The organism is Streptomyces sp. ISL-87 (genome assembly GCF_018614095.1).
Classification (GTDB): domain Bacteria; phylum Actinomycetota; class Actinomycetes; order Streptomycetales; family Streptomycetaceae; genus Streptomyces.
In genome coordinates, this window is sequence record NZ_JAGGOY010000051.1 from 68132 (window position 1) to 80936 (window position 12805).

General features: G+C 70.8%; 9 protein-coding genes and 1 tRNA gene. 9 read left to right on the forward strand and 1 reads right to left on the reverse strand.

Features of this window, described 5'->3' with window-relative positions; all coding sequences use genetic code 11:
- The 9 genes from J7I97_RS19755 to J7I97_RS19795 all read left to right on the forward strand — a co-directional run bounded on the left by J7I97_RS19755 (position 1) and on the right by J7I97_RS19795 (position 12444).
- Positions 1-909 carry a xanthine dehydrogenase family protein subunit M gene (locus J7I97_RS19755; protein ID WP_214936681.1) on the forward strand — a complete coding sequence of 303 codons (909 nt, stop codon included), beginning with the start codon at positions 1-3 and terminating at the stop codon, positions 907-909.
- On the forward strand, positions 906-3512 hold the full coding sequence (locus tag J7I97_RS38610) for a 2Fe-2S iron-sulfur cluster-binding protein (protein WP_251058972.1): 2607 nt from the start codon (positions 906-908) through the stop codon (positions 3510-3512). Before J7I97_RS19755 ends, J7I97_RS38610 begins: the two co-directional genes overlap by 4 nt.
- Positions 3509-5866: a xanthine dehydrogenase family protein molybdopterin-binding subunit gene (locus tag J7I97_RS19765; RefSeq protein ID WP_214936683.1), complete on the forward strand. Its 2358-nt coding sequence runs from the start codon at positions 3509-3511 to the stop codon at positions 5864-5866. The genes J7I97_RS38610 and J7I97_RS19765 overlap by 4 nt, the downstream gene beginning before the upstream one ends.
- Before the next feature lie 147 nt (positions 5867-6013).
- A complete protein-coding gene (locus J7I97_RS19770) occupies positions 6014-6496 on the forward strand; it encodes a DUF2563 family protein (protein WP_308369244.1) in 483 nt (160 codons plus the stop codon).
- Positions 6496-7917, forward strand: a complete 1422-nt coding sequence (locus J7I97_RS19775) for a WXG100 family type VII secretion target (RefSeq protein WP_214936685.1) — start codon at positions 6496-6498, stop codon at positions 7915-7917. The genes J7I97_RS19770 and J7I97_RS19775 overlap by 1 nt, the downstream gene beginning before the upstream one ends.
- 9 nt (positions 7918-7926) lie before the next feature.
- Positions 7927-9123 carry a type VII secretion-associated serine protease mycosin gene (gene mycP / locus J7I97_RS19780; RefSeq protein WP_251058973.1) on the forward strand — a complete coding sequence of 399 codons (1197 nt, stop codon included), beginning with the start codon at positions 7927-7929 and terminating at the stop codon, positions 9121-9123.
- A 29-nt stretch (positions 9124-9152) separates the two neighbouring features.
- On the forward strand, positions 9153-9575 hold the full coding sequence (locus J7I97_RS19785; RefSeq protein ID WP_214936687.1) for a hypothetical protein: 423 nt from the start codon (positions 9153-9155) through the stop codon (positions 9573-9575).
- A gap of 32 nt (positions 9576-9607) precedes the next feature.
- Positions 9608-11899: a DUF6571 family protein gene (locus J7I97_RS19790; RefSeq protein ID WP_214936689.1), complete on the forward strand. Its 2292-nt coding sequence runs from the start codon at positions 9608-9610 to the stop codon at positions 11897-11899.
- Positions 11899-12444 carry a hypothetical protein gene (locus J7I97_RS19795; RefSeq protein WP_214936691.1) on the forward strand — a complete coding sequence of 182 codons (546 nt, stop codon included), beginning with the start codon at positions 11899-11901 and terminating at the stop codon, positions 12442-12444. The genes J7I97_RS19790 and J7I97_RS19795 overlap by 1 nt, the downstream gene beginning before the upstream one ends.
- Before the next feature lie 47 nt (positions 12445-12491).
- Here the strand turns inward: J7I97_RS19795 and J7I97_RS19800 are convergent.
- Positions 12492-12574, reverse strand: a tRNA-OTHER gene (locus tag J7I97_RS19800).
- Positions 12575-12805: the final 231 nt, after the last annotated feature.

Consider the following 12805-nt stretch of genomic DNA (forward strand, 5'->3'; position numbering starts at 1 on the left):
TTGACCACGCACGCACCGCACGCACCGCATTCTTCTCAGGGGGCTCAGGGCCCGCAGGCGGCGCAGTCCGTGACGCTGCCGTCCTCGCTCGACGAGGCCGTGGCGGCGCTCACCGCCATGCCCGCCGCCGTTCCCGTCGCGGGCGGCACCGACCTGATGGCCGCCGTCAACGCCGGGCTGCTGCGGCCGGCCGCCCTGGTGGGCCTCGGCCGGATCAACGAGATCCGCGGCTGGCAGTACCAGGACGGCCACGCGCTGCTCGGCGCGGGCCTCACCCACGCCCGGATGGGACGGCCGGATTTCGCCGCCCTCATCCCGGCCCTGGCGGCGGCCGCACGGGCCGCCGGGCCCCCGCAGATCCGCAATGCCGGCACCCTCGGCGGGAACATCGCCACGGCCGCGCCGGCCGGTGACGCGCTGCCCGTGCTGGCGGCGCTGGAGGCCGTGCTGGTCATCGTCGGGCCTGGTGGGGGCCGGGAGATCCCGGTGTCGCACCTGCTGGCCGGGCGCGAGATGCTGCGGCCCGGTGAGCTGATCGGCTTCGTGCGGGTACCGCTGCTGCACGCGCCGCAGGTGTTCCTGAAGGCCACGGGGCGTACCGGTCCGGGGCGCGCTGTGGCGTCCGTGGGGCTTGTACTCGACCCCGCGCGCCGGGGTGTGCGCTGCGCGATCGGGGCGGTCGCCCCGATGCCGCTGCGGCCGCTGGAGGCCGAGCAGTGGGTGGCCTCGCTGATCGACTGGGACGGGGAGAGAAGCCTCGCCCCCGAGGCGCTGGAAGCCTTCGGGGAGTACGTCGCGGCCGCTTGCGTACCCGACCAGGGGGAGCCGGTGGCCGCCGGCGTACTGCATCTGCGGCGGACGGTCGCCGTGCTGGCACGGAGGGCCCTGGGGAGGGCGCTGACCTCATGAGTGAGAACGAGAACGAGAACGCGAACATGAGCGGTGGCAGCGGGTCCGCCGGCTGGGGCTGGGAGCCGGTGCCGCACGGCGGGGAGTTCGACTCCGACGCGACGGCCTTCGTGAAGCTTCCGCAGGACATGCTGGACGCGCTCGGCACGGGGGAGCCGCTGGCGGCGCCCGGGCACGGGTATGTGCCGCCGCCGATGATCGTGCCGTTGGGCTCCGCCACGTCCGCCTCTACGGATCCGGCGGCGACGGGGACCTGGACGTTTCCCGTGCAGTGGCCGGAGGCGGGTGCGGGTGCGGGGGCGGCTGCGGTCGACTCGGCGCCGGCGTCGGCGTCGGCCCCGGTCTCGTCCCCGTCCCCCGCGCCGGTCGGCGGGCCGATCCCGGCGTCGATTCCGCTGCCGGCGTCGGTGGCGGCGGCGTTCGCCGGGCCCGGCCCGGTCGAGGTGGATCCGGGGGCGACGGCCGAGTGGCGCTTCCCCGAGGCGGCGGCGTTCCCCGGGGACGGGCAGGCCCATGACCAGGCCCACGCCCATGACCAGGCTCACGCGACGGGGCAGTGGATGTTCCCGGACGCCGGGGCCGACATCGAGCCCGAGCCGGCGCAGTCGCAGGACGCGTCCGGGGAGTTCCGCCTGGGCCCCCTGGAGGCCGACTGGACCCAGGCCCCGGCGACCCTGCCGGGCGGCGCGGCCGCGCCGTGGGCGAGCCACCCCGACTTCGACGGCGTGCGCGGTTACGCGGCGCAGCAGCCGGGCGGGCCCGAGAACGACACCTCGCTGAGCTCGGGCGTGCTCCCGGGTGCCTCCGGGCGGGGGTTGGGCGGTCCGGGGCTGGGCGTCCCCGGGCGGGGTCCGCGCGTCCTGGGCGGCCCCGGCGTGGGCACGCTCCCCGAGGAGGAGCCGGCGCACCCGGCCCCGCGCGACGTCGAGGCCACCCACGGCCCGGCGGCGACACCGATCACAGCGGAACGCCCGCACCCGGGCGGCGAGGCCGAGCCCGCGCCGGCGAACGGGCACGGGCTCGCGGACGGGCACGCGCTCCTGAACGGGCACGCGCTTGCGGACGGGCACGGCTATGCGGGGGCCGGCCAAGAGCCGGAGGCGGACGCCGCGGCGCTGGCCGAGGCCGGCTTCACGATGGCGCAGTCCGAGCCCGCGCCGGCCCTCGCGCGCGGCGACGACCACCGCCTGGCGGGAGCCGCGCCGGGGATGGCGCCCGCGCCTGAGGTTGCGTCTTACGGTGAGCACGGCCCGGCGGGTGCCGGGGCTGGGGTGGCGCCTGAGCCTGAGGTTGCGTCTTACGGCGAGCACCGCCCGGCGGGTGCCGCGCGGGGGATGGAGCCCGCGCCGGGAATGGCGTCGGGGCCTGAGCTTGGGGCTTCGGCTGCCGACCAGCACCGCCTGGGAGGAGCCGCGGCCGGGATGGTGCCCGCGCCTGGGCTTGCGCCCTACGGCGAGCACCGTCCGGCGGGAGCCGCACCGGGGATGGAGCCCGCGCCTGAGCTTGCTGCTGCCGACCAGCACCGCCCGGCAGGGGTCGCTCCGGGGATGGAGTCGGTGCCGGGGATGGAGCCCGTGCCGGGCGTAGAGCCCGTGCCGGGCGTAGAGCCCGTGTCTGGGCTTGCGCCCGCCGATGAGCACCGCCCCGCTGCGGCCGCGCCCGGGATGGAGCCTGAGCCTGAGCTTGAACCCGCCGACGAGCACCGCCTGGCGGGAGCCGCGTCCGGCGGGGAGGCCGGGCCCGGGGTGGATCCCGGGGCGGGTGGCGGAGAGGGATTCGCCGGGTCCGGTGATGGCCTGGAGCCCGCGGCAGCGGAAGGGCACGGGCTGGGCGGAGGCCGCCCTGCCCCCGGCGAAGGGGAGGAGTCGCTCACGCCGACCGGGGATGGCCCGGACAGCGGCGAGGCAACCCCGGGTGCGGACAACGCCGGAGGTTTCCCGGCCGAGGATGCGACGTACGACGAAGAGATCGCTGAGCCCGTCGCCCATCACGAGCATCCGCTGGCTTCCTACGTTCTGCGCGTCAACGGCGCCGACCGTCCCGTCACCGGCGCCTGGATCGGCGAGTCCCTCCTCTACGTGCTGCGCGAGCGCCTCGGCCTCGCCGGCGCCAAGGACGGCTGCTCGCAGGGCGAATGCGGTGCCTGCGCCGTGAAGGTTGACGGCCGGCTCGTCGCCTCCTGCCTGGTTCCGGCCGCGACGGCCGCGGGCAGCGAGGTCCGCACCGTTGAAGGTCTCGCGACCGACGGGGAACTGTCGGACGTGCAGCAGGCGTTGTGCAGGTCGGGAGCGGTGCAGTGCGGGTTCTGCGTGCCCGGCATGGCCATGACCATCCATGACCTGCTGGAGGGCAACCACGCCCCCAGCGAGCTGGAGACCCGCCAGGCGCTGTGCGGCAACCTCTGCCGCTGTTCCGGCTACGGGGGCGTCATCGACGCCGTCCGCGAGGTCGTCGCCGAGCGCGAGGCGGCAGCGGCCGAGCCCGCGGCCCCGGTTCAGGCGCCGGCCCCGGCGTCGGTCCCGGCCCCGGCCGTCCAGGCCCGCATCCCGCACCAGGCACCGCCCGGCGAGGGCGGAATCCACTACAACGGAGGCATGGCGTGAGCGGGCACGACGCGGCCACGGCCACCGGCACGGCCACCAGCACGGCCACCGCCACGGTGACGACCTCGGTGACATCCGGCGGCGAGCCGGACGAACAGGGCATTCCGCGCGGAATCGGCGCCTCCGTGCCGTCCGCCGACGCCCGCGCCAAGACCGAGGGCACCTTCCCCTACGCCGCCGACCTGTGGGCCGAGGGCCTGCTCTGGGCCGCCGTGCTCCGCTCCCCGCACGCGCACGCCCGGATCCTGTCCATCGACACCTCGGCCGCCGCCGAGATGCCCGGCGTCCGCGCCGTCGTCACCCACGCCGACGTCCCCGGCGCCACCACGCACGGCCGCCGGATCGCCGACCGGCCGGTCTTCGCGCACGACGTCGTACGCCACCACGGCGAGCCCATCGCCGCTGTGGCCGCCGACCACCCGGACACGGCCCGCCTCGCCGCGGCCGCGATCACGGTCGAGTACGAGCTGCTGGACGCGGTGACCGACCCCGAGCAGGCCTTCGGCGCGCCCCCCCTCCACCCGGACGGCAACCTGATCCGGCACATCCCGCTCCGCTACGGCGACCCGGAGGCCACCGGCGAGGTCGTCGTCGAGGGCCTGTACCGGATCGGCCGCCAGGACCCCGCGCCCATCGGCGCCGAGGCCGGGCTGGCCGTGCCGCGCCCCGACGGCGGCGTGGAGATCTACACCGCCTCCACCGACCCGCATACCGACCGCGACCTGGCCGCGGCCTGCTTCGGCCTGGATCCCGACCGCGTACGCGTCGTGGTCACCGGCGTCCCGGGCGCGACGGCCGACCGCGAGGACGCGGCGTTCCAGCTCCCGCTGGGCCTCCTCGCCCTCCGTACCGGCTGCCCGGTCAAGCTGGCCGCCACCCGCGAGGAGTCCTTCCTCGGCCACACTCACCGCCACCCGACCCTGCTCCGCTACCGCCACCACGCGGACGCGGAGGGCCGGCTGGTCAAGGTCGAGGCCCAGATCCTGATGGACGCCGGCGCGTACGCGGACGCCTCCTCGGAGTCCCTGGCGGCGGCGGTGGCCTTCGCGTGCGGCCCGTACGTCGTCCCGCACGCCTTCGTGGAGGGCTGGGCGGTACGCACCAACAACCCGCCGTCGGGCCATGTCCGGGGCGAGGGCGCGATGCAGGTCTGCGCCGCGTACGAGGGCCAGATGGACAAGCTCGCGGCGGCGCTCGGCCTCGACGGCGCGGAACTCCGCATGCGCAACGTCCTGGCGACCGGTGACCTCCTGCCGACCGGCCAGACGGTGACGTGCCCGGCCCCGGTGGCCGAACTCCTGCGCTCGGTGCGCGACTTCGAGCTGCCCGCCCTGCCCAAAGACGCCCCGGAGGACGAGTGGCTCCTGCCCGGCGGCCTGGAGGGCGCGGGCGAGCCGGGCGCGGTGCGGCGCGGGGTCGGCTACGGCGTCGGCATGGTCCACATGCTGGGTGCCGAGGGGACCGACGAGGTCGCGACGGCCACGGTCAAGGTGGTCAACGGAGCCGCGACGGTCATCTGCGCGGCGGTCGACACCGGCCAGGGCTTCGCCACCCTCGCCCGCCAGATCGTCCAGGAGATCCTGGGCGTGGACGAGGTGGTGACGGCCCCCGTCGACACCGACCAGCCGCCGGCGGGCCCGTCGGCGCACGGCCGGCACACGTGGGTCTCGGGCGGGGCGGTGGAACGGGCCGCGAAGATGGTCCGTACGCAGCTCCTCCAGCCGATGGCCCACAAACTCGGCATGTCCACCGAGCTGTTGCAGATCGTGGATGGCCGGATCACGTCGTACGACGGCGCCTTCTCCACGACGGTCGCGGAGGCGATGGCGGGCAAGGAACTCTGGGCGACGGCCCAGTGCCGCCCCCACCCGACCGAACCGCTGGACGCGGACGGCCAGGGCGATGCCTTCGTCGGCCTCGCCTTCTGCGCTATCCGCGCGGTGGTCGACGTGGACATCGAGCTGGGCGCGGTCCGGGTCGTGGAACTGGCCGTGGCACAGGACGTCGGCCGCATCCTCAACCCCCGCCAGCTGGAAGCCCGTATCGAAGCGGGCGTCACACAGGGGGTGGGCGCGGCCCTGACGGAAAACCTCCGCTCGGTGTCGGGCGTCATCCGCCACCCCGACCTGACGGGCTACGCCCTGCCGACGTCGCTCGACGCACCGGTCATCCGTATCGTCAAACTGGTCGAAGAACGAGACGTGGTAGCCCCGTTCGGAGCCAAGGCGGCGAGCGCCATCCCGGTGGTGACGGCCCCGGCGGCAGTGGCCTCAGCGGTCCGCGCGGCAACGGGCCGCCCGGTCAACAGGCTCCCGATCAGGCCATCGGCAGCAGTGGCGCCGCCCAACTCTTGACCTTGTGACCTGCATTGCACGTGCAACCCCGAGGTTGGGGCTGTCGGCGCCGATCGTTAGAGTGAACGGTGAGGCAGTGCGCGTGCGTGTGAGTTGGGGGTACGCCCGCCTGCGAACGGGGAATTACGGGGAGTCGGGGAGGCCGTTGTGGGAGCCGATTATGGGCCGGGCGTGTTCGGGCAGGACTTCGGGGCCCCGAGGGTAAAGGCGCTCAAGGTCGAGTACGACACCTTGAGCGGCTACAAGAATCTGGTCGACGACCTCCTGGACAGGCTCGGCCTCTCCGAGGCGGACGACAAGAAGCTGGCCCACGGCACCCTGCCGGCGGGCGCACTGGGCAAGGGCTTCCCTGAGGCGGAGGCCCTGTTCAAGGCGTACTCGACGGTGCACAACGAGCTGCAGAACCTGTCGAAGGGGCTGGCCGGCCAGATCGAGGCGCTGGGCATCGCGATCCGGACAGCAGGCAAGGGCTTCGCGGGCATCGACGAGGAGACCAGGCGGCGGATGGTCGCCCTCGCGGAGAAGGCGAAGAAGGAATACGTCCGGGACCGCGACCCGCTTTCGAAGACCTACACCACGGCATCGGACGGCGCGACCGCTAACGCACACACGTCGGAGGGAACAGTCTGATGGCCACGAGTTTCGAGGGCCACTCGCTTGAGCAGCTGATGGCGATGATCGCTGCCTTCGACCCGGAGACGGTGAAGGCGCGGGGCACGCTGCTGACGCAGGCTGCGGCTGACATCAAGTCGATCGGTGAGACTCTCAAGTCGCACAAGGTGACTGGCTGGGAGGGCGAGGCGGCGGAGGCTTTTCAGGACTGGGTGAGCCAGGCGGGCAGCGCGACGCTGCGTCTGGGTGAGTACAGCGCCAATGGTGGCAAGTACATGACGTTGGCGGCCCAGAGCATGGTCGAGGCCAAGCAGAACATGCCGGAGGCCGAGAAGGTCGCGACCGCGCAGTCCAACCTTGAGACGGCGCACAAGTATCACAATGACCCGGATGCGCAGACGTTCGGCCGTGAGGCGATGGGCGATCTGCACGAGTACCAGGTGCGGGCTGCTCAGACGATGAAGACTCTGTCGGAGTCGTACGATCAGTCGGCCAAGGAGATGGACAAGGCGCAGGCGCCTACGTTTCCGCCGCCGCCGGGGGAGTTCGTGCCGGAGGGGCACGACGGTGGTGGGTACACAGCACGTTCCGGAGGAGGCTCTGGAACAGGAGCTGGATCGAGTAGCTCATCGTTCGCGCCTCAGAGTTCCTATGACGCGCCTTCGAACGAGCCTGGCTGGGCGCCTGTTCGTCAGCCGCAGCCCGACAACACGCTGACACCGACGACGGGACCGGGATCGGTGACGGTGCCGGGGTTCCCGGATCGTGAGGTGGGTGTCGGCCTCGACACCGTTGGGACGCTGCCGGACACGACCCTTCCCCCGACCACGGCACTGCCGGGGCCGGTTGGCCCGGGTGGTGGCCGTATCACTCCCGGCGAAGGGATTCCGCCTTTGGCGCTGCCGCCGATCACCGGGATGCCGAAGCTCGGTGGTGGCCCGGGTCCCTTTGGTCCGTTCCCGGGTCCGAGTGCTCCCAGCGCCAAGGCCGGCGGTATCGCCAGTCTGCCTCCGCGTGACCCCGGGATCACGGGCGGCCGACAGGTGTCCTCCACCGGGCCTGGCAGGGGCATTCCGCGTGGCACGGTCATCGGCTCGGAGGGCCCGCAGACGGGACGCGGCATGATGGGCGGGATGGGAGGCATGGGCGGTGTCGGTGGCTCCCACGGCGTCTCAGGTGGCTCCGGGGTGGGCCGTCGACTGGCCACGGAGCCGGGCGGTGTGGTCGGTGGGCGTCAGCCCGCGAAGGGCGGTCAGCCGTTCACACAGGGCGGTTCGGGCCTCGTGCGTGGGGCGGGTGCCGGTCCGGTTGCCGGTACAGGTAGCCGTAACCCCGGTAGGCGGCATAGGGATCAGGGGAGCGAACTCCCCGACTACCTGACTGAAGACGAAGAGACCTGGCAGGGCGACCGTCGTGTTGTGCCGCCTGTGATCGACTGAGCAGAACGGATGCTGGACGGGATGCGCATGCGGAAGGCGACCTCGGCCCTTGTGGGTCTGCTGTTGGCTGGGGTCGCCGCGACCCCGGCCCATGCGGAGAGCATTCGGGAGCGGCAGTGGCATCTCACTGCCATGAAGGCCGACGACATCTGGAAGATCAGCACGGGCAAGGGCGTTACGGTCGCCGTGATTGACAGCGGTGTGGCGCGCGTACCTGAGCTGGAGGGCCAGGTGCTTCCTGGCAAGGATTTCGCGACAGCCGAGTACGAAGGTGACGAGCGCACCGACTACGACAAACACGGCACCACCATGGCTGCATTGATTGCCGGTTCAGGGAAGCATCCGAGTGGCGATGGCGCCTTCGGACTCGCGCCTGGAGCCAAGATTCTTCCAATCCGTGTGCCGCATGAGTTCAGCAAGAGGGCTCCGTCCTGGACAGCGGCGATTCGGTATGCGGCAGATTCGGATGCCAAGATCATCAATATCTCTCTGGGTTTGCCCACGGAGGACCCGGAGCGGCTTGAAGCCGTCAAGTACGCACTTTCCAAAGACAAGCTGATCTTCGCTGCTGTCGGGAACGATGGAGACTCGACCAACGAGGTCAACTATCCATCTGGGACGCCAGGCGTGGTGGGCGTCGGGGCAGTGGACCCCAACGGTGCTGCGACAGCGGAATCGCAGCGCGGCCCGCAGGTAGACATCTCTGCTCCTGGCGTTGACATCGTCACGGCCTGCGCGGGCGGGACGGAAGTCTGCAAGAACCACGGAACGAGTGACGCCAGCGCCCTCACCTCCGCCTCTGCCGCGTTGCTTTGGTCCGCTCATCCGGACTGGACGAACAACCAGGTCCTCCGTGTCCTCCTGAATACCGCCGGCAAGCCCAAGGACGGTGCCGAGCGGAACGACGGCATCGGCTATGGCGTGGTCCGTCCCCGGATCGCGCTTCCCACGCCGGGTGACCCGGGTCCGGCGGACGTGTTCCCGCTCCCCGATCTCGCGGCCGCAGACGCGGCAGCGTCGAAGTCCCCGTCCCCGTCCTCGTCTCCCGAGTCCAAGGCCCCCGAGTCCGGCAAGCCCGCGCCCGCCCCTCAGGCCGAGGAGAAGAAGGACGGCAGCGTCCTCCCCTGGATCGCCCTCGGATTGGGGGCCTGCGTGATCATCGGCGGTGCCGTCACCGCAGTCGTCGTCCGGCGCTCGAACCGCTGAAAGTCCTGTCGGCAGAAGGAGAGCACCCCATGGCGTTCGACGAAGAGTGGGCCGCCGCACGGACCGCGGCGGCCGCCAATGTGTCCATGCGGCTCAACCACGTACCCGCCGACCCCGGCAACGGCGGCGGCGGTGACCTCGAACTCAACCAGGACCACATCGGGGCCGTCGGGAGCGAGGCGTTCAAGCTCCACGAGCGGCTGTCCACCGACGGGAAGCACGCCAACGTGGCCACTTCCGACGCCGCGGGCGCGCTCTCGAAGGAGAGTTTCGCCAGCGGGGCGGCCCTGCTCAAGGTCAACAGCCGCTGGGAGAGTCAGGTCAAGACCTTGGTCGCCGCCTGCGCGAACATCTCCAACGGCCTCAACTACTCTCTCTCCTCCCACAACAAGGACGAGAAGCAGCTCTACGCCGAGTTCACCACTTCCAAGATCGACGAGTACCTCAAGTAGCCCCTGGTGCGCTGAAAGGCGGCTTTAGGCACGTGCTGACGTACGAGAACGTGATGAACGCACCCCTGGACAAGCTCCAGACCGCGATCCGCGACTGGGGTGCGATGGTCGCGAAGCTGGACGAGCTGGCCGAGGCGGCCCGCAACGGCATGAAGGCGAAGGCCGACAAGGCGGAGTGGAGCGGGGTCACCGCCGGCGTGGGGCGGGCGTTCATCGACAAGACGGCCAAGGAGTTCGAGGACGCGGCCAAGGAGGCCAAGGGCATCCACCTGGTCCTGACCGATGGGCACGCCACCTTCAAGGCCGCCCAGGACCAGATCAAGAAGCTGGTCGCGGAGGCGCCCGCCGCCGGTTTCCGGATCGACGAGTCCGGGCGGGTCACCGCCATCCCCCTCGCCGACCCGAAGGACCAGTACGCCGCACAGCACGACCCGGACTACCAGGAGTCGCTGCGCAAGAACCGGGGCCTCTGGCAGGAGCGGGTCAACCGGGCCGTCGAGGACGCTCAGGACGCCGACGATTCGCTGGTCCGTGCGCTCCAGGCGAACGTCACCGACGACCACAACTTCACCACCCCGAAGTACACGACCCTGGACGCCGAGCAGGTGGACCGCGCGGCCGGCCTGATGAGGAAAGTCACCGGCGAAGGTGGCACGGCCCGCAACCCCGAGGCGCTGCGCGAGCTGGAGGACCTGCTCGACGACAACCGCAACGACCCAGAGTTCGCGACCGGCTTCTACCGCAAAGTGGGCCCCGAGGGCACGCTGCAGGCGTACTCGAAGATGTCCCTGGATGCCACCGGCCTGGGCCAGCCCGGCCTGGACCGCGCGCTCATGGTCGGCAACATCCAGAGCGACCTCGGCGCGATGCTGGGCCTCGCCACGCACAAGGACGTCCCGAACCACCTCGACGCCGCCTGGACGACCGAACTGATGAAGGCCGGTCACAAGGAGATGGACGTCACCGGCGTGGCCGGCGTCACTACGCGGGTGTTCGGCTACCAGGCGCTGGGCGCGCTGATGCGTGAGGGCACCTACGACACGGAGTTCCTGACGTCGGTCGGCCGCGACATGGTTGCGATGGACCGCAAGGACCCGAAGGCATGGGAGTACGGGGCCCCGTACGCCATGGCCCTCAACCAGGGCAAGGACGGCGGCCGCGGCTTCTACCCACTGACCGGACTCATGGAGGCCCTCGGTAACAACCCGGACGCGGCGACGGCCTTCTTCAACGAGCCGGTACGCGAAGACAGCAACCATGACGGCATCGTCACCAAGGACGACAAGCCGGTCGGTGGGCAGCACGGCAAGGCGCAGGGCATGGTCGACTACATGCTCGACAAGAAGCCTTACGTGGACGGCTTCGACGTCTCGAAGACAGGGGGCCTCCACCCGGCGCAGCAGGCCCTGGGCGATGCGCTCATGTCGGCGGTCTCCCATCGCACGCCCGGCGACGAGGACGGGGCGCCGGTCCCGCACACCAAGGAGATGGCGGCTGTCATGGAACGGGTCGTCGAGAAGATCGGCGACAAGCCGGAACTGGTCACTGGGAAGCCCGGGGAGGACGACAGCTCGCCGCTGAAGGGACTGTCCGGCCACTTCGGCGAGATGGCCGCCGAGTACATGCCGGATATCCAGGCCTCGGCGGAAAACGGCAGCGGGATGATCAAGGCCAATGGTGAGATGGCCGAGTTCCACAAGGCCGACATGGCGGCCTTCATCGGCGCCGTGGGCCGGGACCCGGAGGCGTACGGTGCAATCTCCAACTCCCAGCGAGCTTTCACAACCACGCTCGTCAATGACGTCATCGCGCATCGCGGTGAGTACGAGGACGTGGACGCGGCGATCAAGAGCGCTGTGCACCCGGGGGGTCAAATCGCCGGAATCCTGTCCGAGGCGAGGGCCGAAGGCACGTTCGCGGAGAACGGCCACAAGGCTGAGGAATACGTCAAAGGCGTCGAGGACAAGGCCAAGTGGATCAACCGCGGCATCAGCGCGGCGGGCGGCAAGTACCTGGAGATGGTGCCCATGGCCGGGGACGTCGTGGAGTGGCTCCAGGAGGACATCACGGAGGGCGTGGTGGAGCGGGCGAAGAAGGACCAGGCCGAGAAGACCGGCGAGGCCAACCACAAGGCCGTGATCGACTACACGGACGCGCAGATGGAGGCGGGCAAGTCCGCGGCGCAATCGGTCCGCAAGGCGGCAGAGGGAACGGGTATGACCCAGAGGACCATCGATGCCCTCGCCGGCGTGGCTTCGACGGAAACGGCGAACGCGCACGCGGTCGGCCGTGGCCAGGTCGTTGAGTCGAACAGGGGTTCCTGATGCGCACGGCCCATATCCCCCTCGCGCTCGCCGCAGCGCTGGTCGCGGCGGTAGCGCTGACCGGTTGCTCCGAGGAGAAGAAGGCGGCGGCCCCGCAGCTGCCCGAGCGCAACTGCTTCGGGATCTTCACCCGTGACGACCTGGAGCCCTTGATGGGCAAGGGCGAGGAGGTGAAGGAGTCCGGTCCAGTAGATGTGAAGCTGACCGCGGAGCGCCGGAGTGCCACGTGCAATGTCGACGTGGACGGCGAGGGACGGTTCCTCGCCTCGGCGACACGCCAGCCCCTGGACCAGAGCTTCTTCTGGATGCGCGAGATGATCAAGCCGCCGCCGGATCCGCTGGACCTCGGAGACGAGGCCATCGTGTACGACACAGGCGCCCGCGTCGCCTTCTCCTGCAAGGGGCCCAAGGACATGTTCCATGTTGAGCTGACCGTCAGCGGCTCCATCGAGCAGATGAAGAAAGGCGAGTCCCGCCCTTTGTTCGCCAAGCTCATCAAGAAGTTCGTGGACGTGGCCAAGCAGCAGACACAGTGCGATTCGTAGCCGGCAGAAAGCCGCCCGGGGGACGTGCCCCCGGGCGGCTCTGCGTTTGGAAGCCGTGACCGGAATCGAACCGGCGTAACTCGCTTTGCAGGTTTGTCTGCGTTAGATCGAACATGATCCGTACACGTCCAGGGACGTTCAGATCCGTACACTGCCAGCCGGCACGTGAGCAAGGTGTACGGCTCTGGACGGCCGTGCACGGAGACGAACGAGACGGAAACTGAGACGGGTCGGAAGCATCAACAGCATGCACCTCGCTCCCGTCTAGCCAGACGCGGCACTGCCGCCCCGGCTCCTCCTAGTACTCCAGCTGTAGATCGTGATCTTGCTGGTCGGGGGCCGTTGCGGACATGGGTGCGGC